We start from the raw sequence: 26,810 nt of genomic DNA, 5'->3' as shown, positions 1-26,810 counted from the left end.
TGCTTTTATGCTTGCCTGCAACCCAACGCCACCTGGTCAAGGAGCTTGACGGAACGTATGCGAAATATCTGGAAGCCGTTTCAGTCGCTTTACTTCGCTGCCTTGATGATGCTGATCGGCTCGGGCCTGCTGAGTACCTACCTGGCCTTGCGCCTGGCCGCCGATCATGTCGATAGCCTGTGGATCGGTGCGCTGATGGCGGCCAACTACTTCGGCCTGGCGGTGGGGGGCAAGGTAGGGCACCGATTGATCGGCCGGGTCGGGCATATTCGTGCCTATGCCACTTGTGCCGGCATCGTCGGCGCCGCGGTGCTCGGGCATGGGCTGACCAACTGGCTGCCGGCCTGGGTCGGACTGCGCATGATCGTCGGCCTGGGGATGATGTGCCAGTACATGGTCATCGAGAGCTGGCTCAATGAACAGGCCGACGCCAAGCACCGCGGCGCGGTGTTCAGCGGCTACATGATCGCCTCTTACCTGGGGCTGGTACTCGGCCAGCTGATCCTCGTAGTGCACCCGCAACTGGGGCCGGAGCTGCTGATGCTGGTGGCGATGTGCTTTGCCTTGTGCCTGGTGCCGGTGGCCATGACCCGGCGCATTCACCCCGCACCGTTGCGCCCGGCGCCGATGGAGCCGAAGTTCTTCATCAAGCGCGTGCCGCAATCGCTGTCCACGGTACTCGGTTCGGGCCTGATCGTCGGCTCTTTCTATGGCCTGGCGCCGCTGTATGCGTCCAGCCAGGGGCTGAGCACCGAGCAGATCGGCCTGTTCATGGGCTGCTGCATCTTTGCCGGGCTGCTGGTGCAGTGGCCTCTGGGCTGGCTTTCCGACCGCTATGACCGCGCCGTGCTGATCCGCAGCGTGGCCATCGGCCTGGCACTGGCCGCCGCGCCGCTGGCGATCCTGCCGGGTGTTCCGCTCGAGCTGCTGTTCGCCATGGGCTTTGTCATATCGCTGTTGCAGTTCTGCCTGTACCCCTTGGCGGTGGCGTTCTCCAATGACCACGTGGAGAGCGAGCGGCGGGTCTCGCTGACCGCCATGCTGCTGGTCACCTATGGTGTGGGCGCCTGTATCGGGCCGTTGGCGGCCGGGGTGCTGATGAAGCTGCTGGGCGCGCAGATGCTCTACGCCTTTTTCGTGTTTTTCTCGTTGGTGCTGGTGTGGCGCATCCGGCCCAAGGCCGTTACCGGGCTGCATCAGGTTCAGGATGCGCCACTGGGGCACGTGGCTATGCCGGCGGCGGGCTCGCCCTTGTCGGCGGCACTCGACCCACGGGTGGATGAACAGACGGTGCAGGATGTGATGCAGGCGCCGGTGGCGGCGGAAGATACCGAAGAGGATGAGAAGGGCACGGTGGCGCCTAAGGTCGAAGGGACTGTGTAGGAGCGGCTTCAGCCGCGATCACCCGCGAAGCGGGTGTCGGCACCGGGTTGGCTGTATCGCGGCTAAAGCCGCTTCTACAGAGGCTTGGGTTATCTTCCGCACGAATGAAAACGCCACCCGAGGGGTGGCGTTTTTCATGGGCTGGCGACGATCAATAGTCGTCCTTGTCGAACCGCCGCGCTTCACGCTGCAGCTGGTAGACGAAGCTCTCGATCTTGCGCTGGGCCTGACCGTTGAGGTTGTGGAAGCGTACCCCGGCGAAGGTGGTGTTGATGCGCTCTTCGAAGTGCAGGTGGCGCAGTTCGACCAGCGTGTCGGTCAACCCTAGTGGGTTGCCGGCCTTGAAGCGCTCGTAGACCTGGCCCAGTTGCAGGCGATCCTCGACGTTGCCGTCGAAGCGCAGTTTGCAGCCGGTGGCCGAGATATCCAGCAGTTTGCCGCGCAGCGCGCCATTGCCCTTGAGGTGGGTGCCATCGAGGGTCACGTCGACCAGTTGCGACAGCTTCAGCGCGGCGCGGAAGGCATTGCGGCGCTGGTGATAGGTCACTTCATCGGGCAGAGGGCCACGGTAGCAGCGGTGGCCGTCGATCTCGGTGATGGTCAGCGGTACGCTGCTTTCCCAGGCGATGCGCACGCCGTCGTGGAAGCCTTCGATGCGGAAGGGTTCGCCGCTCTCGATGTACTTCTCGCCGTCGCGAGGGATCATTTCATCCAGTGCCAGGACACCGCTTTCCCGGTCGACATGCACTACATAGCTCTGGAACCGCTGGCTGCGCTCATGGAAGCTGATGATCAGCGGGTCGTGGCTATCCAGCAGCTGGCGCAAGTTGGCCGCGATCTCCAAAGGGGTGGTCAGCACCTTTGGGGGCTGGGGAGCATCGGATTCATTGAACACGGGTTATCAATCTCCAGGCAAAACGGCACACGCAAGTTACGGCATTTTGCCAGTATGTTCCGTGCCTTGAAACAAATAATCAAACCTGGCTGATTGCCCGGGGCTTGTCCATGGGCGACGTGGCGCCACGGCTGTCATAGAGCGACGGGGAGTCGCCGCCCATGAGGATTCTGATCTGATTGGTCGTGGCGTGTTGCTGCGCCTGGATGATCCGCCCGTTGGTCTCGTTGACCTGCTGGCAGTTGTCCATCAGTTGGGTCAGCACATCGAGCTGCTGCATGATGATCTCGCCGTTGGGCGACAGCTCGGCGACGGCTTTCACGCCGGCACGGTCGGCGCTGAGGCCGAGCCCAACAAGCAGGTTGTTGCGCCGCAGCCCCTGCTGCTCAAGCAGGACGATCAGGGATTGCTTGCGGGCAAGGATCTGCTCCAGCTTGGCCATATCCCGACCGTGCAGGGCAACTGCCTCCTTTTGCAGAAGGTCGAGCAGTTCCTGCGTCGGTGCTAAGTCGTCTTCGATCAGTTGCAGCAGAGTGATGTCGTGCATGGCTAACTCTTGGCGTGTTGCGTCCTTGAAGTCAGCGCGCCTGGTGGTTAGCGCTGAGCTTCGAAATCAAGCAGTTTGCTAGCGACCCGGTCGGCGTCGACCTTGTAGCTGCCGTCTGCGATGGCCTGTTTCAACTCGGCCACGCGGGCACTGTTGACGGTGGGCTGATCGCGCAGCTTGTCGCTGATCTTCTGCAATTGCTGGGCCTCTGGGCTCAGATGTACTGTTTCTCCGCTGGCACCGGTGTGCTTGGGCGCTTCGTTGGCCTCGCCGGCTTTGGCGGCGTTGCCGGACGCGGTGTTGCCGCGAACGCCGCCCGTGACGGACGGAGAGTTATTCAAACGACTGAAGTCGATGACCATGATCAAAACCCCTGGGAATTAGGACGCATGCCTTGTTTTCGACCAATCCGAAAAAAACTTTAGGCACGAATGCAATACGGCCTGAAGCGGGCTTGCGTATCCCGATATCTGACAGAGTTTAGGGGCCGAGGTTGCACACCGCCACCCTTCTGTCGAAATCCTGACGCAGGGCAGGTTACATGGCGACCTCGACTTGCCCGGCACCGGTTACCCGTGCCTTGATCACCCGCTTGGAATTGAGGTTGCGCACGCGGATCTGCGATTGCATCCCACCCTTGTCGAGGGCTTCGCCCGGCATGCGCACACTCAGGTTGCCACTGCGGGCGATGATCACTACGTGGTCGCCTTTGCGCACCACTTCGGCCTGTTCCAGGTGCTGTTGGGTCAAAACCTGGTCAAGTACCGTGGGACGCAGCAGTTTCATGCCCACGGCCTGCTCCAGCAGGGTCAGGTAGCCGGGGCCCAGTGTGCCTACATCGCGCTCGCGCAGGGCCACATCGCTTTCATCGATGACGCTTTCGCGCTTCAGGGGCCGGGTCATCACCACGACATCGCGCAGCAGGCGCACCTGGGCGGGCACGAATACGGTCCAGGGAGCGGCACCGTCGCAACGCACCTTCACTGTTACCCGGCCCAGCGGGGTCGAGCCTTCCAGCGAGGCGTCCAACTGTTGGCTGCACAGCGGCATGCGCAGGCGTGGGTCTAGTTTGTTGACTTCGATCTCGTAGCGGCCCTGAGTCTGGGTGGTGGCCAGATAATCTTCGACGGTGAATTCAAGAAAGCCTTGAGTGACACCGATAAGCTGTTCAGGCAAGGTAAAAGAGTCCGCCAGCGTACGCGCGCCGGGTGCTACCAGGCACAGCACAGCCAGGGGGCCGGTCAGCAGGCGCGTCAGTCGTCGGAAAAATGTCGTTTTCGTATGCATGACGCTCAAAAAAGCAAAGCCCGTGCCGACTTGCTGCACAGGGTAATCGTTGAAGGAGTCCGGCATGGCTGGAGTGATGGATTCGGTCAATCAGCGTACACAGCTGGTGGGGCAGAATCGCCTGGAGCTGCTGTTGTTTCGCCTCAATGGCGACCAGCTCTACGGCATCAATGTTTTCAAGGTCCGGGAAGTGCTGCAGTGCCCCGACCTGACGCTGCTGCCCAAATCCCATCCGGTGGTGCGCGGCGTGGCCAACATACGCGGGGCGACGATCCCGATCCTCGACCTGTCGATGGCGACCGGTCTGCCAGGGCTGAAGGAAGAAACACGCAAGAGTTTCGTCATCATCACCGAGTACAACACCAAGACCCAGGGCTTCCTGGTGCACTCGGTCGAGCGCATCGTCAACATGAACTGGGAAGAGATCCATCCGCCACCCAAGGGTACCGGGCGCGATCACTACCTGACTGCCGTGACGCGCGTCGACAACCGCATGGTCGAGATCATCGATGTGGAGAAGGTGCTGGCCGAGGTGGCGCCATCTTCCGAGTCGGTGTCGGAAGGTGTGATCGATGCCGAGGTACAGGACAAGGCGGTGATGTTGCGGGTATTGACCGTCGATGATTCGTCGGTGGCGCGCAAGCAGGTGAGTCGATGCCTGCAGACCGTGGGGGTCGAGGTGGTGGCGCTCAACGATGGTCGCCAGGCCCTGGATTACCTGCGCAAGCTGGTGGATGAGGGCAAGCGTCCGGAGGAGGAGTTCCTCATGATGATCTCGGATATTGAAATGCCGGAAATGGACGGCTATACCCTCACGGCGGAGATCCGCAGCGATCCGCGCATGCAAAAACTGCACATCTGCCTGCATACTTCGTTGTCCGGGGTATTCAACCAGGCGATGGTCAAGAAGGTCGGTGCCGATGACTTCCTGGCCAAGTTCAGGCCGGATGACCTCGCCCAGCGCGTGGTCGATCGGATCAAGGCGAGTCATTGAAACGGCCGGGGTTCGCCCCCGGCGCTAGCGATTTAAGAAGAGGCGGCAGCATTGTCTACGGGTAATTTGGATTTCGAACAGTTCCGGGTATTCCTGGAGAAAGCCTGTGGCATCCTGCTGGGCGAGAATAAGCAATACCTGGTCTCCAGCCGTCTCAACAAGCTGATGGAGCAACAGGGCATCAAGTCGCTGGGCGAGCTGGTGCAGCGCATCCAGACCCAGCCACGCGGTGGCTTGCGCGAGCAGGTGGTCGATGCCATGACCACCAACGAGACGCTGTGGTTTCGCGATACCTACCCGTTCGAGGTGCTCAAGAACAAGGTGATTCCGGAGTTCATCAAGAACAACCCGGGCCAGCGCCTGCGCATCTGGTCGGCGGCCTGTTCATCGGGGCAGGAGCCGTACTCGCTGTCGATGGCGATCGACGAGTTCGAGCGGACCAACCTGGGTCAGTTGAAAATGGGCGCGCAGATCGTCGCCACCGACCTGTCCGGTGCCATGCTCAACAACTGCAAGACCGGTGAGTACGACAGCCTGGCCATTGCCCGTGGCCTGTCGCAGGAGCGCCTGCAGCGCTATTTCGACACCAAGGGGCCGGGGCGCTGGGCGATCAAGCCGCCGATCCGCAGTCGCGTCGAGTTCCGTTCCTACAACCTGCTCGACAGCTATGCGCCGCTGGGCAAGTTCGACATCGTGTTCTGCCGCAACGTGTTGATCTACTTCTCGGCCCAGGTCAAGAAGGACATCCTCATGCGTATTCACGCCACGCTCAAGCCCGGGGGGTATCTGTTCCTCGGGGCGTCCGAGGCGCTCAACGGGCTGCCGGACCACTACCAGATGGTCCAGTGCAGCCCGGGGATCATCTACCAGGCCAAATGAGGCCCGACAAAAAGGCCGGTATCGCGAGATACCGGCCTTTTTGTTGGTGGTGTGAAAAGCGTTGCCTGCGATCAGAACGCGTAGCGCACCTGCGCCGAAAACACATCGGCATCGAAGCCCGACTTGGTCACGTAGTCGTAGCTCACGCCGACGCTCACGGCGCCCAGCTTGTAGTCGGCACCCACGCCGGCCTCATAGCTGTTGCGCGACACGCTGGCGCCACGGGTGACGAACGGTGTGCTGCCGAGTACGAAAGATGAGGAGTTCTGCACCGGGTCGGCGGCAAAGTCGTGGTAGGCCATCAGCTTCAACTGCGGCTCCAGACTGCCGGCGCCCAGCGGCAGGTTGCCAGCCAGGCGAATACCCGCGCCCAGCTCGATGGCTTCGTAGCGCTGGTCCTTGACCTTGAGCGCTGCGGACGAGCCTTTCTCGCGGTAGCTGTCGATATCGACGCGGCTGTAGCGCGCGGCGAGACGGGGTTCGACCAGCAGGCGCGGGTTGACCTGCCAGCCGTAGCCGCCGATCAGGTTCAGCCCCAGCAGGTTGCTGTCGTAGTCCGACTTGGCGCGGCTGCCGGCGATCTCGCGCTTGCCTTCGTTGTCGTTGACGCCATAGGTGAGGCTGGCATCGACGAAGTAGTTGTCCAGGGCGTAGCTGCCATACAGCGAAAACGCATGGCTTTGCACCTGGGTCTTGTTGCCGCGCCTGCCGTTGACGTCGGTATCGATGAAGCTGTAGGCCGCGCCGAGTGTGAGCTGGTCGTTCACCTGTCCATCGGCACCGACCGCCACGCCACGGCTGTAGGCGTTATAGCCGGCAATGCCGTCGCGTTGTTGCTGGCTGGCGTCGCTGTACAGCGACTGCATCCATACCCCGGACGTGCGGGGTGATGCGTTGGCGGTGTGGGCGCGCAAGCTGTGGGTGCGGCCGTCAATGGCGTTGCCGATCAGGCGTTGGCTGGTGATGGCGGCCTGTCGGGCGCCATCGCTGACCTCGGGTGCCAGCTGTTCGGCGAGCCTGGCCAGTTGCGCCTCGTCGGCGCCGGCGGCGGCGAGGAACAACGGGTCCTGATTGCCCAGGCGTGCCAGCAGGCCTGCCTGGGAGAGGCTGCCCAATGCCTGTTGTGCGTTGCCGTTACCGCCCTGGGCGGCGACGATCTGGTCGAGTGCCTCGGTGGGCTTGGTGCTGACGACGGCGTAGACCTTGTTGTCGTCGAGGGTGCTGGTCAGTACGTCGAGCATGGCCGAGGTGCTGGCCACCTTGGGCTTGCCGTCCGGGTCGACCTGAAGGCCGCCGGCATCGAGTACCTGCACCTGGCCGGCCTCGAGCAACAGGTAGCGGCTGCCGCCGGCCTGGAAGTCGGTGTCCTCGGGTTCCAGCAGGATTCGTGCGTTCTGGCCGAATTCGGCGATACCGCTGACCTTGAGCACAGCGGTGGTTGGGTCGGTGCTGGCTGCCAGCCACATGCCCAGCGCCGAGTTGTCGGCTACCCGCAGGTTGCCATCGAGGGTGGCGTGGAGGCTCTGCAGGCTGAACGTGGTCGGCGGCTCGCTGCTGTCGCCGACGTCGAGCCAGCCGTTGTTCGCCAGGCGGATGCTGTTGCTGCCGCGCCCGCCATAGGCAACCCCGTAGGTGCTGTCACCTTCGACTTCGATGTTGGCCAGGCCAAGGAGGTCGCCTTGGATCATGCTGCCTTTGCGCATGATCAACTCGACAGGGCGATTGCTGCCGGAGGCGTCGATGGCGACGTTGCCCCAGATCTCGCCGCTGTTGAAGATGTTCAGGTCGCCGTTGGCTTTCTGCCAGGGCGGCACGCCTGGGCCATCAAGGGTGGTGTTGCCAATGCGGATGGCGGTGTCGGCCGCTACGATCCTGCCACTGTTGTCGATGTGGCGCCCCAGGCTGTCGAAGAGGCTCGCGCCATCCAGCACGATGCCTTGCGCGCCTTGGTCGCCGGCGAAGATCTGCCCCTGGTTGTCGATGCCGGCCAGCACCGCCGGCCGGTTGCTGGCGTCCGTCGTGGCGTGGATGGCGATGGCGCCGGGGCCTGTCGCGCTGATCTCGCCACGGTTGACCACTCGCTCTTCCAGGTTCGCGCCGGCCAGGTTTATGGCGCGCGAGTTGCGGCCGATGGCGATGATGCGGGCGCCTGCGGCGTTGACCAGGTTGCCGTGGATGCGGCTGATAGAGCTGCCGGAACTGGACAGGTCGATGCCGTAGGTGGGGCCGCCATTGTTGTACGAGAAGCTGGTGCCGGCCTTGAGCAGGCCTTCGTTGGTGAGGTCGTCGTCGACGGTGCTGGCGCTCAGGCGCAAGGCGGCGCCGTCCAGGCTGGTGGTGATCACGTTGCCGCGGTTGGTCAGGAAGCCGCTGAGGTCGGTGTCGGTAATGCGAATGCCGTCGCTGCGATGGACCATGTCCACGGCAATCGTGGTGTTGTCGTTGATGGCGCTGCCGAGGGTCAGGTTGCCCATTACCTGGCTGTTCGCCAGAACGATCGCATCCTGTCCCAGACCGGTGAAGCTTCCGCTGAACTCAAGGTCGTCGGCGTAGGATTGGTGATCGCCCTTGTAGCCGGCATCGGTGAGGGCGATGGTCTGGGGCAGGGCCATTGCGGGAGCAGGGCTGGCGCCGATCAGAAGGGCCAGGAGGGTCTTGCGTAGGTTCAGCGGTGGCACGGTTTCTTTCCTTTGAAATCGTAATGAAAGCAGCGCGCATCCATGCGGGCGAAAACCGTACGTGCGTGTGGTGATGCGCGGGACGCGGATGCTACCTGATTGGTGGCCAATTGACATGTTTGTTTGACGTCAATTTTTTGGTTTGCCGCTTTTGCCGCCTGCCGATTGCCGCCTGGGTAGCTCAAGGCGGAAGCACATTGCCGCTTTTCTGGCATAAGGTGCGGTATGAAACAGGCAAAACCCCCGTACTCATGGGGTTCAAGATGGTTGGCACAGGGCTTGCTAAAGCCATAGCAAACGAACTCTGGTCACCTTCAAAGGTCCCCGACATGAGCATCAGCTTCGACAAGGCGCTTGGCATTCACGAAAAGGCACTGGGCTTTCGCGCCCAGCGTGCCGAAGTACTGGCCAACAACATCGCCAACGCCGACACTCCCAACTACAAGGCGCGTGACATGGACTTCTCGTCCGTACTCGCTGCCGAGTCCGACAAGCAGCAGAAGGGACGCATAGCCCTGGAGCGTACCGACAGCCGTCATATCGAGGCCGAAGGCCTGGCCATGATGGACGATACGCTCAAGTACCGCACGCCGATGCAGCCGTCGATCGACCAGAACACCGTGGACGCGCACCTGGAACAATCGAACTACGCGGAAAACGCCGTTGGCTTCCAGGCCAGCTTCACCCTGCTCAACAGTAAATTCAAAGGGCTGGTATCGGCCCTGCGTGGAGAGTGACCATGTCCCTTGCCAGTGTCTTCAATATTGCCGGTAGCGGCATGAGCGCGCAGAACACGCGCCTGAACACCGTTGCGTCGAACATCGCCAACGCCGAGACCGTGTCGTCGAGCATCGACCAGACCTATCGTGCGCGCCACCCGGTATTCGCCACCACTTTCCAGCAGGCCCAGGCCGGCGCCGGCCAATCGCTGTTCGAAGACCAGGGCCAGGCCGGGCAGGGTGTCGAGGTCAAGGGCATCATCGAGGATCAGAGCAATCTCGAAGCCCGCTACGAGCCCAGCCACCCGGCGGCGAACAAGGATGGCTATGTCTACTACCCGAACGTCAACGTGGTTGAAGAGATGGCTGACATGATCTCTGCCAGCCGCGCGTTCCAGACCAACGCCGAACTGATGAACACCGCCAAGACCATGATGCAGAAGGTACTGACCCTGGGTCAGTGATAAGGAATCCGGACCATGGCAGTGACCAACACCAACAATGGCGTGAACCTGAACGACGTACTCAACGCGTCCGGGGTCAGCACCGGTACCAAGAAAACCACCACCGAGCCCGTCGACAAGAACGCGCTGGGCAAGGATGCGTTCCTCAAGCTGCTGGTTACCCAGATGCAGCACCAGAACCCGCTGGATCCGCAGGATAACGGCGAGTTCATTGCGCAGCTGGCGCAGTTCAGTAGCCTGGAAGGTATCCAGACCCTGAACAGCTCCGTCAACAACATCATTGGCGGCATAGCGTCGAGTCAGGCGCTGCAGGCCACCACGCTGGTGGGGCGCTCGGTGATCCTGGACACCGACAAGGCGATGGTCGACACCACCGCCAGCTTCACCGGTCAAGTTGTCGTGCCGCAGAACATCACCGACGGCAAGGTCGAGATCAAGGACAAGGACGGCAAGGTGGTCAAGACCATCAGCCTGGGCGAACAGGCCAAAGGCACCGCCGACTTCATCTGGGACGGCACCAACGAGAAGGGTGAGAAGGTCGACCCTGGCCAGTACACCTTCACCGCCACCACGACGGTCGATGGCAAGGCACAGACCATGTACACCCTGCTGCCGGCGAAGATCACCAGCGTCAGCTTCCAGGGTGGTAGCGAGATGATGCTCACCTTGGCAGGCGGCCAGAAGATCGGCGTCTCGAAAGTACAATCGATTGGAATCTAAGGCCGCTAGATCGGCATAAGGAGTGAATGCATGTCTTTCAATATCGGCCTTAGCGGTCTTTACGCAGCCAACAAGCAGCTGGACGTTACCGGCAACAACATTGCCAACGTCAACACCGTCGGCTTCAAGTCGTCGCGTGCCGAGTTCGCCGACGTTTACGCAGGCTCCAACCGCCTGGGCGTGGGCAAGAACCAGGTCGGCAACGGCGTGCGCCTGGCTGCGGTTTCCCAGCAGTTCGGCCAGGGTGATGTCAACAACACCGGCAACGTGCTGGACATGGGTATTCAGGGGCGGGGTTACTTCGTGCTGTCTGATAACGGCTCGATGACCTACACCCGTGCTGGTGCATTCCAGACCAACAAAGACGGCTACGTGGTGACCTCGGACGGCCTGAACCTTCAGGGTTATGGCACCGATGCCAATGGCAAGATTGTCAAGGGCGTGCTGACCGACCTGCGGATCGATACCTCGGCGCTGGCGCCAAAGGCCACCACGCTGATCGAGCAGGGCATCAACCTGAACTCCTCGGCCCCCGACATTCCGCTGGAAATTGATGATGGTTCCGGCACCATGATCCCGAACAAGCCGTTCGACCCGACCGATCAGAGCACCTACACCAAATCGTTCCCTACCAAGGTCTATGACAGCCAGGGTAACGAGCACGTCATGGAGCAGTTCTACCGCAAGACAGGTAAGAACGAATGGACCATGTACACCCTGGTCCAGGGTCGCAACCCGCTCAATCCGTCCAGCACCCAGCCGTTGACCGCCACCATGTCGTTCAACCCCGATGGTTCGGTGAAGTCCATGGCGGCCAAGAACGATGGGAGCACGCCTCCAGTACCTGGCGTGCCGGCGAGCGATTGGAGCGTGGTCAACAACACCTTCACCCTGAAAAACTGGATTCCCGCCGCCAAGGATGCGGCGGGCAATTGGGCTCCCAACGGATCCCAGGGTAATGCTGACGGCATGCAGCTTTCGATGAAGAGCACCACTTCCTACAACACTGAAACTGCTCGTATGTCGCAGTCCCAGGACGGCTATGCCACCGGCATCCTGTCGAACCTGTCGATCGACTCCACCGGTGTCATGTTCGCCAGCTTCAGTAATCAGCAGTCCCGCGCCATCGGCCAGGTGGCAATCGCCAACTTCGCCAACGAACAGGGCCTGCAGCAGACGGGCGGCACCCGCTGGAAGGAAACCTTCTCCTCGGGCATTCCAGGTATCGACGCGCCGAAAACCGGTACGCTGGGCGAGATCGAGTCCAACTCGCTGGAAGCCTCCAACGTCAACCTGACCCAGGAACTGGTCGAGCTGATCAAGGCCCAGAGCTACTACCAGGCCAATGCCAAGACCATCTCCACCGAAAGCACCATCATGCAGACCATCATCCAGATGACCTGATGGCCGCTGGCTGATCGCTTGTCAACGAACCCCTTTGCAAGAAGGGGTTCGTCGTTTTCAAGGAGAGTCCCCATGAGAAAGCTGCTGGCTGCCGCTGTTGCGGCGTTCTGTCTGCTCCAGGCACAGGCCGCGATGGCTCCCTGGTGGCGCTGGGAAAGCCAGGCCGATGGGCACTTGGTGTGCTCGCAATTGTCACCCGGCGATGGCTGGAAACGCTTTGCCGGGCCCTTTGACAATGCTGCCTGCAGGTCGCTTTGACCTAAGGCAAAAAATGATGGCTTGAAGCCATCGATTGGCGGATTTTCTTCAGGTATGATCCGCGCCATCTCACTCGTTCGAGTGTCTGGCAAGCGTCTTTTTCCAAGGATCGGAACTCTTGAAAAGCAGTAAGGATACTGGTGCCAAAGTGCTGCCGGCAGCGCTTGGCGTGGCCTTGAAAAAAGGCCTGATCGGCGCGGCCCTGTTTTCGGGCGTGGTCAACCTCCTGGCGTTGATCGGTCCCCTGTTCATGCTCGAAGTCTATGACCGGGTCATTCCCAGCCGCAGCCTGCCCACTTTGGTGGCGCTAGGGTTGCTGGTGGCGGGGGTGTACCTGGTGTTCGCCGTGATTGACATCATCCGCTCGCGTGTCATGTCGCGTATCGCCGCAGCGGTAGAGGGCGCGCTTGGCGGGCAGGTATTCAAGGTCATCGCCGGCACGCCGCTGAAAGTCGTGCTCGACCAGGATCCCCTCAAACCCGCCCAGGAGCTTGAGCAGATCCGTGCCTTTATTTCTGGCCCCGGGCTCATGGCGTTCTTCGACCTGCCCTGGATGCCGGTGTACCTTGCGGTCAGTTTCTATATCCATCCGTCCCTGGGCTGGTTGGCGCTAAGCATGATCGCGCTGATGGTGCTGCTTACCTGGCTCACCGACCGTGGCACCCGCCAGGCCATGCGCGACGGCGCGGCACTTGCCAGTCAGCGCAACCGACTGGGGCAGCAAGCCCATGCCGGGGCCGAAGTACTTGCCGCGATGGGCATGACCGATCGTGCCGCAGCGCGCTGGCAAGTCCTGCAGGGGCGCTATGCAACCCTGCAACGGCATAGTGCCGACGTCGGCGGATTCTATGGTGGCATCACCAAGGCATTGCGTCAGTTGGTGCAGTCGGCCTCCCTGGGCGTGGGTGCCTGGCTGGTGATCCAGGGGGATCTCAGCGGCGGCGCCATTGTCGCAGCCTCGATCATCGTTGCCCGTACCCTCGCCCCGGCCGAACAGATCATCGGCACTTGGCGCAGCCTGGTGTCCGCGCGGCTGGCTTGGCAGCAGTTGCGGGCGGTGCTGGAGATTTTTCCGGAGCAACCTGAAAGGACCTCGCTCCCCAAGGCCTGCAGCCAGTTGCGGGTGACAGACCTGTGCATTGCGCCTCCGGGAGTGCAACGTCTGGTTGTTCAGGGGGTGGGTTTCAGCCTGGCGGCCGGGAGCGCATTGGCGGTGATCGGCCCCAGTGCGTCGGGCAAGTCGTCGCTGGCCCGGGCGTTGGTGGGCGCCTGGCAGGCGATCCGCGGCCAGGTCTGCCTGGATGGTGCGGCGCTGGAACTTTGGCCGGATGCGCAGCGCTCGGCATTGACCGGCTATCTGCCGCAGAGCGTCGACCTGTTCGAGGCCAGCGTGGGCCAGAACATCGCGCGCCTGGACCCGCAGGCCGATTCGGCAGCGGTTATCGCGGCAGCGCGTCAGGCCGGCGTGCATGAAATGATCCTGCAACTGCCGCAAGGCTACGACACGCCAGTCGGCGAGGGTGGCGTCAATCTGTCGGCAGGACAGCGGCAACGCATCGGCTTGGCCCGGGCCTTGTATGGCGAGCCGTTCCTGGTGGTGCTCGATGAGCCCAACGCCAACCTCGATGCCGAAGGCGAGCGTGCGCTGGCCCGGGCGATCGAAGGTGTGAAGGCGCGGGGTGGAGTGGTGGTGGCCATCGCCCACCGTTCCGGCCTACTCGCGGTGATGGACCAGGTGTTGGTGCTGGAGCAGGGCGCACAGGCGGCGTTCGGCCCGCGTGACAAGGTACTGGCACGGCCGGTGGCGATTGCCGATCCACGAGTGGCCAAGGGAGGGGGGCAGGCATGATGCGCATCGATGATGAGCAGCAGCTGGTGCGATCGCTGCGTTGGCACTTGAGGGTTGGTCTCGGGGTCGTGGTGGTGTTGCTGGGTGGCGCGCTGCTGTGGTCGGCTGCCACCGAGTTGGCCAGCGCTGTGATCGCGCCGGGGACAGTGGCGGTGCAGGACAGTGTGAAGAAGGTCCAGCACCCCACTGGCGGTGTGGTCGCGCAGTTGCTGGTCAGCGAAGGGCAGTCGGTGCAGGCCGGCGATGTGCTGATGCGCCTGGATGCCACCTTGCAGGAGGCTAGCCACGCCATTGTCGCCAAGGCCCTGGACCAGGCCCTGGCGCGCCAGGCCCGGCTCGAGGCCGAACGTGATGGCCTGGCGCAGGTGGATGTCCCGCCACGCCTGCTTGCGCGTGCAAGCGAGGCCCAGGTGCAGGCGGTGTTGGCCAGCGAGCGGCAATTGTTCGCCGACCGCCGCCAGTCCCGCGACGGGCAGAAACAGCAGTTGCGCGAGCGCATCGAGCAACTGACCCAGACCATCGCCGGCCACGACCTGCAGCAGCGTACCAAGGGCGAGGAGATTCGCCTGATCGACGAGGAGTACCAGGCCGTCAGGACCTTGCAGAAGAAGGGCCTGATGACCCTTGATCGGGTCAATGCACTGGCCCGCGGTATCGCTCGTCTGCAGGGCGAACGCGGTCAGTTGGTCGCGGCCATCGCCGAGGCGCGGGCACGCATCGCCGAGACCCGGTTGGAGTTGCTGCAAGTTGATCAGCGTTTTCGTGAGCAGGTCTCTCAGGAGTTGCGCGACCTCATGGCCCAGCAGGGCGAATGGGTCGAGCGCGAAGTCGCCGCCGCCGACCAGCTCAAGCGCATCGAGGTGCTGGCGCCCAGTGCTGGTCGCGTTCAGCAGTTAGCGGTGCATACGGTAGGTGGGGTGATTTCACCGGCCGAAACCTTGATGCAAATCGTGCCATTGGATGAGGAGCTGCTGGTGGAGGCGCGCATCAGTCCGCAGGACATCGACCAGGTCGTACTCGGCCAGGATGCCTTGCTGCGTTTCAGTGCGTTCAACCGTGCAACCACCCCCGAAGTGCTCGGGCGAGTGGTGCGCCTTTCCGCCGACCAGGTAACCGACCCGCAGAGCGGTCTCGGTTTCTATCGAGCCGGCATTCATATCGACAAGGCCGAGCAGCGCAAGCTCGACGGCCTCACGCTGGTGCCGGGCATGCCGGTGGAGTCGATGATCCAGACGGGTCGTCGCACCGTGCTGTCCTATCTGCTCAAGCCAGTAGGCGACCATGCGCAACGGGCATTCAGGGAAGGATGAGCGTCGACGAGTGTGTTGGCGTTTTCAGGCAAGGATTGTTCAACCAGTGCAAGGAATGAGTAGACATGGCTGTAATTCAGGGAACCGAAGGCCCCGATAATCTGGTTGGTACCAGTGGGGACGATCAGATTTTTGGCAAGGGCGGCGACGACATCATCAATGGTGGTGACGGCAACGACACGCTTTACGGTGGCGCCGGTGCCGACCGCTTCATCGGGGGCGCGGGCAACGACACTGTGTCGTATACCGATGCCGGTGCCGGCATCACCTTGAACTTCAAGACCGGTGTGCACACTGGCATCGCCGCCGGCGATACCTTCGAAAGCATCGAGGTGTTCCAGGGTTCGAACTACGCCGATACCTTCATTAGCGACGCTCGCGCACAGAAGTTCAACGGCGGCTTGAACGACACGATGGACTATTCGTTGTCCGAGCAGGCGGTGAAGATCACGGTAGATGGTTCTGGCGGCACCGGCCAGGGTGGTGATGCAGAGGGTGATACGTTCACCGGCATGTACAGTGTCATCGGCAGCAGCCAGAACGACACCTTCATCATGCAGGCGACAGGTTCGAGCAAGAGCTTTGCCGGTGGTGCCGGTAACGATACCTATTACCTGTACAACACCGCTGGTGTGTTCGAGCAGGCTGGCGGCGGCATCGACGAGGTGCGCACGACCCTGGCCAGCTACACCCTGACCCCTGAGGTGGAAAACCTCACCTACATTGGTACCGGCAACTTTACCGGGGTTGGCAATGCCAGCGACAACATCATCACCGGTGGCAGTGGCAACGACGTGATGCGTGGTGGCGCCGGTGCCGACCGCTTCATCGGTGGCGCGGGCAACGATACCGTGTCGTATACCGACGCCGGTGCCGGTATCACCCTGAACTTCAAGACTGGCGTGCACACCGGCATCGCCGCCGGCGATACCTTCGACAGCATCGAGGTGTTCCAAGGTTCGAACTACGCCGACACCTTCATCAGCGATGCCCGTGCGCACACCTTCGAGGGCGGTCTGAACGACACGATGGACTATTCGCTGTCCGAGCAGGCGGTGAAGATCACGGTAGATGGTTCTGGCGGCACCGGCCAGGGTGGCGACGCCGAGGGTGACAAGTTCACGGGCATGTACAGTGTCATCGGCAGCAGCCAGAACGACACCTTCATCATGCAGGCGACAGGTTCGAGCAAGAGCTTTGCCGGTGGTGCCGGTAACGATACCTATTACCTGTACAACACCGCTGGTGTGTTCGAGCAGGCTGGCGGCGGCATCGACGAGGTGCGCACGACCCTGGCCAGCTACACCCTGACCCCTGAGGTGGAAAACCTCACCTACATTGGTACCGGCAACTTTACCGGGGTTGGCAATGCCAGCGACAACATCATCACCGGTGGCAGTGGCAACGACGTGATGCGTGGTGGCGCCGGTGCCGACCGCTTCATCGGTGGCGCGGGCAACGATACCGTGTCGTATACCGACGCCGGTGCCGGTATCACCCTGAACTTCAAGACTGGCGTGCACACCGGCATCGCCGCCGGCGATACCTTCGACAGCATCGAGGTGTTCCAAGGTTCGAACTACGCCGACACCTTCATCAGCGATGCCCGTGCGCACACCTTCGAGGGCGGTCTGAACGACACGATGGACTATTCGCTGTCCGAGCAGGCGGTGAAGATCACGGTAGATGGTTCTGGCGGCACCGGCCAGGGTGGCGACGCCGAGGGTGACAAGTTCACGGGCATGTACAGTGTCGTCGGCAGCAGCCAGAACGACACCTTCATCATGCAGGCGACAGGTTCGAGCAAGAGCTTTGCCGGTGGTGCCGGTAACGATACCTATTACCTGTACAACACCGCTGGCGTGTTCGAGCAGGCTGGCGGCGGCATCGACGAGGTGCGCACGACCCTGGCCAGCTACACCCTGACCCCTGAGGTGGAAAACCTCACCTACATTGGTACCGGCAACTTTACCGGGGTTGGCAATGCCAGCGACAACATCATCACCGGTGGCAGCGGCAATGACGTGATGCGTGGTGGCGCCGGTGCCGATCGCTTCATCGGTGGCGCGGGCAACGATACCGTGTCGTATACCGACGCCGGTGCCGGTATCACCCTGAACTTCAAGACTGGCGTGCACACCGGCATCGCCGCTGGCGATACCTTCGACAGCATCGAACTGTTCCAGGGTTCGAACTACGCCGATACCTTCATTAGTGACGCTCGTGCGCACACCTTCGAGGGCGGTCTTAACGACACGATGGACTATTCACTGTCCGAGCAGGCAGTGACCATCACAATCGACAACACCGGTGGCAAGGGGCAGGGTGGCGACGCCGAGGGTGACAAGTTCACGGGCATGTACAGTGTCATCGGCAGCAGCCAGAACGACACCTTCATCATGCAGGCGACAGGTTCGAGCAAGAGCTTTGCCGGTGGTGCCGGTGACGACGTCTACTATCTGCACAACACCGCTGGCGTGTTCGAGCAGGCTGGTGGTGGCATCGACGAGGTGCGCACGACCCTGGCCAGCTACACCCTGACCCCTGAGGTGGAAAACCTCACCTACATTGGTACCGGCAACTTTACCGGGGTTGGCAATGCCAGCGACAATATCATCACCGGTGGCAGTGGCAACGACGTGATGCGTGGTGGCGCCGGTGCCGACCGCTTCATCGGTGGCGCGGGCAACGATACCGTGTCGTATACCGACGCCGGTGCTGGCATCACCCTGAACTTCAAGACCGGTGTGCATACTGGTATCGCCGCAGGCGATACCTTCGACAGCATCGAGGTGTTCCAAGGTTCGAACTACGCCGACACCTTCATCAGCGATGCCCGTGCGCACACCTTCGAGGGCGGTCTGAACGACACGTTGGACTATTCGCTGTCCGAGCAGGCGGTGAAGATCACGATAGAGGGTAATGGCGGCAGCGGGCAGGGTGGTGACGCCGAGGGTGACAAGTTCACGGGCATGTACAGTGTCATCGGCAGTAGCCAGAACGACACCTTCATCATGCAGGCGACAGGCTCGAGCAAGAGCTTTGCCGGTGGCGCCGGTGACGACGTCTACTACCTGTACAGCACCGCTGGCGTGGTCGAGCAGGCTGGTGGCGGCATCGACGAGGTGCGCACGACCCTTGCCAACTACACGCTGACCAACGAGGTGGAGAACCTGACCTTCATCGGTACCGGCAACTTCACCGGCTATGGCAATGCCAGTAACAATGTGATTGTCGGTGGTGCTGGCAATGACACCTTGTTTGGTGGCGCTGGTGCCGACCGATTCGTCGGTGGGGCGGGTATCGACACCGTTTCGTATGGCGACAGCAGTTCAGGCATCCTCCTGAATCTCAAGACCGGCCAGCACGGTGGCATCGCCGAAGGCGATACCTTCGAGGGCATCGAGAAGTTCGTCGGATCATCCTTGGGTGATGTCTTCGTGGCCAACGACCAGGCCAATGACTTCAATGGCGCTGGCGGCGTCGATCTGTTGACGTTCGCGGGTGAGGGGGCTGGCATCACGCTCGATCTGAACGCAACCGGCAATGACCTGTTCACCAGTATCGAGAGCTTCGAGGGCACGGCCTTCAATGACACGTTCATCGGGACTGCCGCGAGCGAGAACTTCATCGGCGGCGCTGGGGCGGATGTGATCAATGGCGGGGCCGGGCGGGATTCGGCCTGGTACATCTCGAGTAATGCTAGTGTGTCGGTAGATCTTGCCACGGGGGTTGTGGGGGGTGGGCATGCCGAGGGTGATGTACTAAGCGGTATCGAGGGGGTGGCGGGCTCCGCGTTCGCTGATGTGCTCAATGGCGATGCCGGGGCGAACACGCTCTACGGCGCGGAAGGTGATGACGTCATCAATGGCGGCGCGGGCAATGACATTCTCTACGGGGATGGTATCTATTCCACCGATTTCGGCGCCTTGGCGCGCCCGGCCAATACCCAGGTTGCCCAGGCGGACACGATCAATGGTGGTGACGGCGACGACACCATCACGGGTGCGTTGAACGATACAGGCTCCATCTATCATGGGGACGCTGGCAACGACACGATCCAGACCGCCAATGGCAAGGCGTACGGTGATGACGGCAATGATCGCCTCGTTGGCAATGGCTACGCCTATGAGCTGTATGGTGGTGCCGGTGCCGACCGCCTTGACATGATGAGCGCCGGTTATGCCTTTGGGGGTGAGGGCAGTGATATCTACACCATCTATTCCAAGGCTGGCGTGGTGATTCAGGACACCGGTACCGCTGGTATCGATGTGGTCGTGCTGAAGAACATCCAGACATTCCAGGATGTCGTGGTACAGAACGATGGCGTCAATGCCTATATCTTCTCCAAGGCGGACTGGAATGCCGGCAACCTGGATTCTGGTGTGATGCTCAGTAATTGGTACGCCGGCTCGAACACCATCGAGTCGTTCCAGACCAACAACGGAGATACCTTCACCATCACCTGACAGCCAAGTGTCGCCAGGTAGCGTCGAGGGCGGCCAGCCCTTGCCGCTGCCGGCCGCCCGCCGCCGAGATTTTGTCTCGCGCGCGCCGGGCGTTTCAGCAAAGGCCCCGTAAACCGGGGTCTTTGCCGTTTCTGTGGTAGTTGGCGCGAAACTTGCTCGACGCTTGCCACAGCCACGGCGACCGGCAATCGATCGCCCGTGCAGCGGAGGATGACTGTGGACAAGATGCTTTACGTGGCCATGACCGGTGCCAGCCAGAACGCACTGGCGCAGAAGGCCCATGCCAACAACCTGGCGAACGTTTCCACCAACGGTTTCCAGCGCGACCTGGAGCAGGCGCGCTCGATGCCGGTGTTTGGTGACAGCTTTCCGGCGCGTGCTTTCGCCATGAGCGAACGCCCGGCCACCGATTTCAGTGCCGGCCCGTTGGTTGAAACCGGTCGTGAACTGGATGTGGCGGTCACCGGTGATGGTTTCATTGCCGTGCAGGCGCCCGACGGCAGCGAAGCGTATGTGCGTACCGGCAGCCTGAACATTGACGCGCTTGGCGTGCTGCGGGCCGGCAATGGCATGGCGGTCATCGGCAACGGCGGCCCTATCGCCATTCCGCCAGAGCAGAAGGTCGAGATCGGTGACGACGGCACCATCAGCATCCGCGCCATGGGCGAAGACCCACGGGTAATGGCCGAAGTGGATCGCATCAAGCTGGTCAATCCGGACACCAAGGGCATGACCAAGGGGCTGGACGGTCTGATCCACACCGCCAGCGGCCAACCCGCGGACGCCGATGTGAATGTGCGTGTGGTGTCGGGTTTCCTCGAGGGCAGCAACGTCAATGCCGTCGGCGAGATGACTTCGATGCTGGCGCTGTCCCGTCAATTCGAACTGCACGTCAAAATGATGAGCGCGGCCAAGGAAGGCGACGAAGCCATGGCGCGTGTTTTGCAAATCGGCTAATCACATTTGAACGAGTGCCGTAAAACAGGCGCACGAGGAGAACACTAAATGCTTCCGGCTCTTTGGGTCGCTAAAACCGGCCTGTCCGCCCAGGACACCAACCTGACGGTCATCTCCAACAACCTGGCCAACGTTTCGACCACCGGCTTCAAGCGTGATCGTGCCGAGTTCCAGGACCTGCTGTACCAGATCAAGCGCCAGCCTGGCGCGCAGTCCACCCAGGACAGCGAGCTGCCTTCGGGCCTGCAGGTCGGTACCGGCGTGCGCGTGGTCGGCACCCAGAAAAACTTCCAGACTGGCGGGTTGCAGAACACCGAGAACCCGCTGGACATGGCGATCAATGGCCGCGGCTTCTTCCAGGTGCTCCAGCCTGATGGCACCGTGTCGTACACCCGTGACGGCACCTTCCACCTGAACTCCGACGGCCAGGTGGTCACCGCCAACGGTTTCGCGCTGGAGCCTGCCATTGTCGTGCCGCCGGATGCCCAGACCTTCACCGTGGGCCAGGACGGCACCGTGTCGATCACCACCCAGGGCAACCCGGCTGCGCAGATCATCGGCAACATCCAGACCGCCGACTTCATCAACCCGGCCGGCCTGCAGGCCATGGGCAACAACCTGTTCCTCGAAACCGCCGCCAGCGGTGCGCCACAGGTCGGTACCCCGGGGCTGAACGGCTTCGGTCTCACGTTGCAGCAGACCCTGGAAAACTCCAACGTCAGCACGGTCGAGGAGATGGTGAACATGATCACCACCCAGCGCGCGTACGAGATGAACTCCAAGGTCATCTCCGCCGCAGACAAGATGCTGTCGTTCGTCACTCAGCAACTGTAAGTCCTGGCGGCCCAGCCACTTCGGGCCGCCGATAAACCGCACGCTGCTACAGCGCCTGCTAGAGGTAAGTGTCATGTATCGTCTGTTGTCCGTTTTCGCCCTGGGGGGGGCGGTGTTGCTGGCTGGTTGCGTCGCACCGACGCCCAAGCCCAACGACCCGTACTACGCGCCGGTTCTGCCGCGCACCCCGCTGCCGGCAGCGGCCAATAACGGCTCGATCTACCAGGCCGGTTTCGAACAAGGCTTGTATACCGACCGCAAGGCGTTCCGGGTGGGTGACATCATCACCATCACCCTCAACGAGCGTACCTCGGCGAGCAAGAACGCAGGTTCCCAGATCCAGAAGAACAGCAAGGCCAATATCGGCCTCACCTCGCTGTTCGGTACCGTGCCCAACACCAACAACCCGCTGGGCAGCGGGGACCTCAGCCTTGACGCAGGCTACAGCGGCGATCGCAGCACCAAGGGCGACAGCAAGGCCACTCAGGGCAACACGCTCACCGGTTCGATCACCGTTACCGTGGCCGAAGTGCTGCCCAACGGCATCATTGCCGTGCGTGGTGAAAAATGGATGACCCTGAACACCGGCGAAGAGCTGGTGCGCATTGCCGGCCTGGTACGTGCCGATGACATCGCCACCGACAATACCGTGCCGTCCACCCGTGTGGCCGACGCGCGCATCACCTATTCGGGCACCGGCTCCTTCGCCGATGCCAGCCAGCCCGGTTGGCTGGACCGTTTCTTCATCAGCCCGCTCTGGCCCTTTTGAGTACGGATGACCATGTTCAACGCTAGGCGGTTGATTGCCGCGACACTCCTTCTGTCCTGCGCGTTCGGTGCTCACGCCGAGCGCCTGAAAGACATCGCCAGCATTTCCGGCGTGCGTGCCAACCAGTTGATCGGCTACGGCCTGGTGGTCGGCTTGAATGGCACCGGTGACCAGACGACGCAAACACCGTTCACCCTGCAGACCTTCAACAACATGCTGTCGCAGTTCGGCATCAAGGTGCCGCCTGGGTCTGGCAACGTGCAGCTGAAAAACGTGGCGGCGGTATCGGTGCATGCCGACCTGCCGGCCTTCGCCAAGCCTGGCCAGGTGGTCGACATTACCGTGTCGTCGATCGGTAACTCCAAGAGCCTGCGTGGCGGTAGCCTGTTGATGACCCCGCTCAAAGGGATTGATGGCAATGTCTACGCCATCGCCCAGGGCAACCTGGTTGTAGGCGGTTTCGATGCCGAGGGTCGTGACGGTTCGAAGATCACCGTCAATGTTCCGTCGGCTGGCCGCATCCCGGGTGGTGCGTCGGTCGAGCGTGCCGTACCCAGCGGTTTCAACCAGGGCAACAGCCTTACCCTCAACCTCAACCGCCCAGACTTCACCACGGCCAAGCGGATCGTCGACAAGGTCAATGAACTGCTCGGCCCTGGCGTGGCCCAGGCCCTTGATGGCGGTTCGGTGCGGGTGACCGCGCCCATGGACCCGAGCCAGCGCGTCGATTACCTGTCGATCCTGGAGAACCTCGAAATCGATCCGGGACAGGCGGTGGCCAAGGTCATCATCAATTCGCGTACCGGAACCATCGTCATCGGCCAGAACGTCAAGGTCTCGCCTGCGGCCGTCACCCACGGCAGCCTGACCGTGACCATCACCGAAGACCCTATCGTCAGCCAGCCAGGGCCATTCTCCAATGGCCAGACTGCGGTCGTGCCGCGTTCGCGGGTCAATGCCCAGCAGGAAGCCAAGCCGATGTTCAAGTTCGGCCCCGGTACCACGCTGGATGAAATCGTCCGTGCAGTGAACCAGGTGGGTGCGGCGCCAGGCGACCTGATGGCGATCCTCGAAGCCCTGAAGCAGGCCGGCGCATTGCAAGCCGACCTGATCGTGATCTAAGGGGGCGTCTGATGAATCCTAAAACTCAGGTGTCCAGCCAGATCGACAGCGGCGCCTACACCGACCTCAATCGCCTGAGCGCGCTCAAGCATGGTGATCGGGATAGCGAGGGCAATGTTCGCAAGGTAGCCCAGGAATTCGAGTCGATGTTCATCAGCGAGCTGCTCAAGGCATCGCGCAAGGCCACCGATGTCATGGCCGATGAAGACAGCCCGATGAACAGCGACACGGTCAAGCAGTACCGAGACATGTACGACCAGCAGCTGGCTGTGAGCATGTCCCGCGAGGGTGGTGGTATTGGCCTGCAGGACGTGCTGGTGCGCCAGTTGTCCAAGAACAAGGCCGCCTCCGTGAACACCAGCCCGTTCCCGCGTATCGAAGGGCATGCCCCGGCGTTGTGGGCGTCGAAAGTCGCCGCGCCAGTGCATGCCGAGGCAGGCGCGGGTGTGCGCAATGACGTGGCGGCGCTCAATTCGCGGCGCCTGGCGCTGCCGGGCAAGCTCACCGATCGGCTGCTGGCCGGTATCGTCCCGTCTGCCGGCAACCCAGGCACGGCGACCAACACGGCGGCGTTGCCGCGCCGGGGCGATATCCCGGTCGGTGGCGTTGCAACCGGCGACTGGGAGCCGGCCAGGGCGTTCGCGGTCCCGAGCGGCAACCTGCAGATTCTCGGGCGCGCTGTGGCTCAGCCCCCGCTGGCACCGAAAAAGGCTTTCGCCGACAGCGACGCCTTCGTCGAGACCATGCTGCCGATGGCCGAACAGGCGGCCAAGCGCATTGGCATCGACCCGCGGTACCTGGTGGCGCAGGCAGCGCTGGAAACCGGCTGGGGCAAATCGGTCATGCGCAATGCCGATGGCAGCAGCAGCCACAACCTGTTTGGCATCAAGGCAACTGGCAGTTGGCAGGGTGGTGAGGCGCGTGCGATCACCAGCGAGTTCCGCAATGGTGCGTTCGTCAAGGAGACGGCTGCGTTCCGTTCCTACGACAGCTATCAGGAAAGTTTCCACGACTTGGTAACTTTGCTGCAGAGCAATTCACGCTATCAAGATGCCGTGAGCGCCGCCGATAAACCAGAACAGTTTGTGCGAGAGCTGCAAAAGGCCGGTTACGCCACCGACCCCAATTACGCCAGCAAGATCTCGCAGATCGCGAAGCAGATGAAGTCGCAGCAGAGCTACGCAATGCTCGGTACCAGTACACAACTTTAAGGGCAGGGAACCATGGCGAGTTTGATCAATATCGGTATGTCGGGGCTGGGTGCCGCCCAGTCCGGGATGTACGTCCTGGGTAACAACATCGCCAACGCCGATGTTGAAAGTTACTCTCGCCAACAAATGGTGCAAAAGACCAAGGGTGCCCAGCAGGTTGGCCAGGTATTCATGGGCACCGGTACCACCCTGGCCGATGTGCGACGGGTGTACAACGCCTTCATCGAGAACCAGTTGCGTACCACCACGTCGCTCTCCAGTGACGCCAACACGTATCTTAATCAGATCGGCCCGCTCAACACTGCCCTGTCCGGCGCCGATACCGGTATCACTGCCGCACTCAAGAGCTTCTTCAGCGCCATGCAGGATGCTTCGGCCAAGCCCACCGAAGATGCCTCGCGCCAGTTGCTGCTGACCAGCGCACAATCACTTGCCAAGCGTTTCAATACGTTGTCGGCGCAGTTCACCCAGCAGAACGCCAACATCAATGGCAGTCTGGGGTCGATGGCCGAACAGGTGAACAACATCACCAAGACCATCGCCGACCTCAACCAGCAGATCGCCAAGCTCGGTGCTGTCAATGGCCAGCCCAATGACTTGCTTGACCAGCGTGATGGCGCGGTGCGCGAGCTGAACAAGCTTGTCGGCGTGGACGTGGTGGAGCGCGAGGGCAACTACGACATCTACCTGAAGAACGGCCAGTCCCTGGTGCTGGGCAACTCCACCCAGACGCTGGGTGTGGAACCCGCCTCGACCGACCCGACGCGCATGAATCTGGTGCTCAATCGCGGTTCGACCAAGATGGACGTCACCGACAGCACTACCGGTGGCGAAATCGGTGGCTTGCTGCGTTACCGCAGGGACACCCTCGACCCTGCGCTCAACGAACTGGGCCGTGTGGCGTTGGTGGTCGCCGATGCGATCAACAGCCAGCTGGCCCAGGGTATCGACAAGAATGGCCAGTTCGGTGCGACCCTCTTTGGCGACATCAACAGTGCAACGGCCGTTGCCGGGCGCAGCATCCCCAAGCTGGGCAACAGTGCCGGTTCCGGCAACCTCGATGTGCACATCAAGGACAGCGGCAAGCTCACTACCAACGACTATCAAGTCGTCTTCACCAGCGCCACCGAGTATTCCGTGCGGCGTCTGCCCGATAATTCCGAGATGGGTACCTTCGACATCACGGCCGACCCACCTCCTGTGATCGACGGTTTCACGCTCAACCTCAATGGTGGCACCCCGGTTGCCGGCGACAGCTTCAAGATCACCCCGACCCGCAACGCGGCGGCCAGCATGGAAACCGTGCTGACCGACCCGAGCCGTCTGGCCATGGCCAGCCCGCTGAACGCCACCAGCGGTTCGGGCAACAAGGGGACCGGGCAGACCTCCCAGCCCACGTTGACGTCCAAGCTGGATATCTACGACGCCAAGCAACGCTCGGACATGCAGGCGGGGCTGAAGTATTCGACCCCGGTCAAGCTGGTGTTTGGCGACGATTCCGTATCGCCTCAGGCGTACACCATGTACGACTCCAAAGGTAACCCGCTTGGCAGCGGTACGGTCATCCCTGGCCAGGAAAACAAGCTGCAGCTGTCTGTGCCAATGGTCGATGGCAGCGGCAACCCGATCAAGGACGCCAGTGGCGCTCAAATGAACTTCTCGTTCGAGATGAGCATCTCCGGTGCGCCCAAGAATGGTGACAACTACACCGTATCGCTGACCAAGGCCGGTTCTGCAGACAACCGCAATGCACAGTCGGTGATCGACCTGCAGACCAAACCCACGGTCAATACCGGCGATGGCAGCAAGGGCATCAGCTTCACCGATGCCTACGCCAAGCTGGTATCCAATGTCGGCGGCAAGACCAACCAGGCATCGATGGACAGCGACGCCACCAACGCGCTGCATGGTTCTGCGCTGACCAGCCGCAACTCCAGCTCGGGGGTGTCGGTGGATGAAGAGGTCGGCAACCTGGTCAAGTTCCAGCAGTACTACACCGCGTCGTCGCAGATCATCAAGGCGGCCCAGGAAACCTTCGCAACCTTGATCAACAGCCTTTAA

At 61.9% G+C, this 26,810-nt stretch carries 22 protein-coding genes; 17 read left to right on the top strand and 5 right to left on the bottom strand.

What is annotated here, in order from left to right:
- Window positions 1-57: 57 nt before the first annotated feature.
- Window positions 58-1,383, top strand: coding sequence for an MFS transporter (locus LU688_RS20040; protein WP_094011877.1), 1,326 nt, complete (start codon window positions 58-60; stop codon window positions 1,381-1,383).
- Between the two features lie 151 nt (window positions 1,384-1,534).
- Here LU688_RS20040 and LU688_RS20035 read toward each other — a convergent pair whose 3' ends face one another.
- The 4 genes from LU688_RS20035 to flgA form a co-directional block, all read right to left on the bottom strand.
- Window positions 1,535-2,278 (bottom strand): flagellar brake protein, encoded by a 744-nt coding sequence (locus LU688_RS20035; RefSeq protein WP_046854637.1) that lies wholly within the window; start codon window positions 2,276-2,278, stop codon window positions 1,535-1,537.
- Window positions 2,279-2,357: 79 nt separating this feature from the next.
- Window positions 2,358-2,825, bottom strand: a complete 468-nt coding sequence (locus LU688_RS20030; RefSeq protein WP_094011878.1) for a flagella synthesis protein FlgN — start codon at window positions 2,823-2,825, stop codon at window positions 2,358-2,360.
- 47 nt (window positions 2,826-2,872) lie between these two features.
- Complete coding sequence (flgM, locus tag LU688_RS20025; RefSeq protein WP_046854639.1) at window positions 2,873-3,187, bottom strand: flagellar biosynthesis anti-sigma factor FlgM; 315 nt, start codon at window positions 3,185-3,187, stop codon at window positions 2,873-2,875.
- 175 nt (window positions 3,188-3,362) lie between these two features.
- Window positions 3,363-4,112 (bottom strand): flagellar basal body P-ring formation chaperone FlgA, encoded by a 750-nt coding sequence (gene flgA / locus LU688_RS20020; RefSeq protein WP_094011887.1) that lies wholly within the window; start codon window positions 4,110-4,112, stop codon window positions 3,363-3,365.
- A 64-nt stretch (window positions 4,113-4,176) separates the two neighbouring features.
- Between flgA and LU688_RS20015 the strand changes: the two genes are divergently transcribed.
- A complete protein-coding gene (locus LU688_RS20015) occupies window positions 4,177-5,106 on the top strand; it encodes a chemotaxis protein CheV (protein WP_046854640.1) in 930 nt (309 codons plus the stop codon).
- Window positions 5,107-5,157: 51 nt separating this feature from the next.
- Window positions 5,158-5,985 carry a protein-glutamate O-methyltransferase CheR gene (gene cheR, locus LU688_RS20010; protein WP_046854641.1) on the top strand — a complete coding sequence of 276 codons (828 nt, stop codon included), beginning with the start codon at window positions 5,158-5,160 and terminating at the stop codon, window positions 5,983-5,985.
- A gap of 71 nt (window positions 5,986-6,056) precedes the next feature.
- Here cheR and LU688_RS20005 read toward each other — a convergent pair whose 3' ends face one another.
- Complete coding sequence (locus LU688_RS20005) at window positions 6,057-8,663, bottom strand: autotransporter family protein (RefSeq protein WP_232888126.1); 2,607 nt, start codon at window positions 8,661-8,663, stop codon at window positions 6,057-6,059.
- A gap of 329 nt (window positions 8,664-8,992) precedes the next feature.
- Here LU688_RS20005 and flgB point away from each other — a divergent pair, with 329 nt between their 5' ends.
- The 14 genes from flgB to flgK all read left to right on the top strand — a co-directional run bounded on the left by flgB (window position 8,993) and on the right by flgK (window position 26,810).
- On the top strand, window positions 8,993-9,400 hold the full coding sequence (gene flgB, locus LU688_RS20000; RefSeq protein ID WP_046854642.1) for a flagellar basal body rod protein FlgB: 408 nt from the start codon (window positions 8,993-8,995) through the stop codon (window positions 9,398-9,400).
- Between the two features lie 2 nt (window positions 9,401-9,402).
- A complete protein-coding gene (gene flgC, locus LU688_RS19995) occupies window positions 9,403-9,846 on the top strand; it encodes a flagellar basal body rod protein FlgC (RefSeq protein WP_046854643.1) in 444 nt (147 codons plus the stop codon).
- 15 nt (window positions 9,847-9,861) lie between these two features.
- Complete coding sequence (locus tag LU688_RS19990) at window positions 9,862-10,566, top strand: flagellar hook assembly protein FlgD (RefSeq protein ID WP_094011880.1); 705 nt, start codon at window positions 9,862-9,864, stop codon at window positions 10,564-10,566.
- Window positions 10,567-10,596: 30 nt separating this feature from the next.
- Window positions 10,597-11,970 (top strand): flagellar hook protein FlgE, encoded by a 1,374-nt coding sequence (flgE, locus tag LU688_RS19985; protein ID WP_094011881.1) that lies wholly within the window; start codon window positions 10,597-10,599, stop codon window positions 11,968-11,970.
- A gap of 72 nt (window positions 11,971-12,042) precedes the next feature.
- The gene (locus tag LU688_RS19980; RefSeq protein ID WP_094011882.1) at window positions 12,043-12,228 is read left to right on the top strand and encodes a hypothetical protein; all 186 of its coding nucleotides are present in this window, start codon (window positions 12,043-12,045) and stop codon (window positions 12,226-12,228) included.
- Between the two features lie 118 nt (window positions 12,229-12,346).
- The gene (locus tag LU688_RS19975; protein WP_094011883.1) at window positions 12,347-14,077 is read left to right on the top strand and encodes a type I secretion system permease/ATPase; all 1,731 of its coding nucleotides are present in this window, start codon (window positions 12,347-12,349) and stop codon (window positions 14,075-14,077) included.
- Window positions 14,077-15,387: an HlyD family type I secretion periplasmic adaptor subunit gene (locus LU688_RS19970; protein ID WP_201755081.1), complete on the top strand. Its 1,311-nt coding sequence runs from the start codon at window positions 14,077-14,079 to the stop codon at window positions 15,385-15,387. The genes LU688_RS19975 and LU688_RS19970 overlap by 1 nt, the downstream gene beginning before the upstream one ends.
- 65 nt (window positions 15,388-15,452) lie before the next feature.
- Window positions 15,453-19,856 carry a beta strand repeat-containing protein gene (locus tag LU688_RS19965; RefSeq protein ID WP_289678226.1) on the top strand — a complete coding sequence of 1,468 codons (4,404 nt, stop codon included), beginning with the start codon at window positions 15,453-15,455 and terminating at the stop codon, window positions 19,854-19,856.
- 216 nt (window positions 19,857-20,072) lie between these two features.
- Window positions 20,073-20,813 (top strand): flagellar basal-body rod protein FlgF, encoded by a 741-nt coding sequence (flgF, locus tag LU688_RS19960; RefSeq protein WP_160291229.1) that lies wholly within the window; start codon window positions 20,073-20,075, stop codon window positions 20,811-20,813.
- Window positions 20,814-20,861: 48 nt separating this feature from the next.
- A complete protein-coding gene (gene flgG, locus LU688_RS19955) occupies window positions 20,862-21,647 on the top strand; it encodes a flagellar basal-body rod protein FlgG (protein ID WP_046854649.1) in 786 nt (261 codons plus the stop codon).
- A 73-nt stretch (window positions 21,648-21,720) separates the two neighbouring features.
- A complete protein-coding gene (flgH, locus tag LU688_RS19950) occupies window positions 21,721-22,416 on the top strand; it encodes a flagellar basal body L-ring protein FlgH (RefSeq protein WP_046854650.1) in 696 nt (231 codons plus the stop codon).
- A gap of 12 nt (window positions 22,417-22,428) precedes the next feature.
- The gene (locus tag LU688_RS19945) at window positions 22,429-23,538 is read left to right on the top strand and encodes a flagellar basal body P-ring protein FlgI (protein ID WP_046857711.1); all 1,110 of its coding nucleotides are present in this window, start codon (window positions 22,429-22,431) and stop codon (window positions 23,536-23,538) included.
- Window positions 23,539-23,549: 11 nt separating this feature from the next.
- Complete coding sequence (gene flgJ / locus LU688_RS19940) at window positions 23,550-24,749, top strand: flagellar assembly peptidoglycan hydrolase FlgJ (protein ID WP_094012429.1); 1,200 nt, start codon at window positions 23,550-23,552, stop codon at window positions 24,747-24,749.
- 12 nt (window positions 24,750-24,761) lie between these two features.
- Window positions 24,762-26,810: a flagellar hook-associated protein FlgK gene (gene flgK / locus LU688_RS19935; RefSeq protein WP_094012430.1), complete on the top strand. Its 2,049-nt coding sequence runs from the start codon at window positions 24,762-24,764 to the stop codon at window positions 26,808-26,810.

The sequence above is a fragment of the Pseudomonas soli genome (assembly GCF_021283165.2).
GTDB lineage: Bacteria > Pseudomonadota > Gammaproteobacteria > Pseudomonadales > Pseudomonadaceae > Aquipseudomonas > Aquipseudomonas soli.
The sequence above is the reverse complement of the archived record's forward strand: the minus strand, read 5'-3'. Positions and strand labels throughout refer to the sequence as shown.

Coding starts and splice junctions, on each gene's coding strand:
- LU688_RS20040 (WP_094011877.1), top strand. CDS start 58: ATGCGAAATATCTGGAAGCCGTTTCAGTCGCTTTACTTCGCTGCCTTG.
- LU688_RS20030 (WP_094011878.1), bottom strand. CDS start 2,825: ATGCACGACATCACTCTGCTGCAACTGATCGAAGACGACTTAGCACCG.
- flgM (WP_046854639.1), bottom strand. CDS start 3,187: ATGGTCATCGACTTCAGTCGTTTGAATAACTCTCCGTCCGTCACGGGC.
- flgA (WP_094011887.1), bottom strand. CDS start 4,112: ATGCATACGAAAACGACATTTTTCCGACGACTGACGCGCCTGCTGACC.
- LU688_RS20015 (WP_046854640.1), top strand. CDS start 4,177: ATGGCTGGAGTGATGGATTCGGTCAATCAGCGTACACAGCTGGTGGGG.
- flgB (WP_046854642.1), top strand. CDS start 8,993: ATGAGCATCAGCTTCGACAAGGCGCTTGGCATTCACGAAAAGGCACTG.
- flgC (WP_046854643.1), top strand. CDS start 9,403: ATGTCCCTTGCCAGTGTCTTCAATATTGCCGGTAGCGGCATGAGCGCG.
- LU688_RS19990 (WP_094011880.1), top strand. CDS start 9,862: ATGGCAGTGACCAACACCAACAATGGCGTGAACCTGAACGACGTACTC.
- flgE (WP_094011881.1), top strand. CDS start 10,597: ATGTCTTTCAATATCGGCCTTAGCGGTCTTTACGCAGCCAACAAGCAG.
- LU688_RS19980 (WP_094011882.1), top strand. CDS start 12,043: ATGAGAAAGCTGCTGGCTGCCGCTGTTGCGGCGTTCTGTCTGCTCCAG.
- LU688_RS19970 (WP_201755081.1), top strand. CDS start 14,077: ATGCGCATCGATGATGAGCAGCAGCTGGTGCGATCGCTGCGTTGGCAC.
- LU688_RS19965 (WP_289678226.1), top strand. CDS start 15,453: ATGGCTGTAATTCAGGGAACCGAAGGCCCCGATAATCTGGTTGGTACC.
- flgG (WP_046854649.1), top strand. CDS start 20,862: ATGCTTCCGGCTCTTTGGGTCGCTAAAACCGGCCTGTCCGCCCAGGAC.
- flgH (WP_046854650.1), top strand. CDS start 21,721: ATGTATCGTCTGTTGTCCGTTTTCGCCCTGGGGGGGGCGGTGTTGCTG.
- LU688_RS19945 (WP_046857711.1), top strand. CDS start 22,429: ATGTTCAACGCTAGGCGGTTGATTGCCGCGACACTCCTTCTGTCCTGC.
- flgJ (WP_094012429.1), top strand. CDS start 23,550: ATGAATCCTAAAACTCAGGTGTCCAGCCAGATCGACAGCGGCGCCTAC.
- flgK (WP_094012430.1), top strand. CDS start 24,762: ATGGCGAGTTTGATCAATATCGGTATGTCGGGGCTGGGTGCCGCCCAG.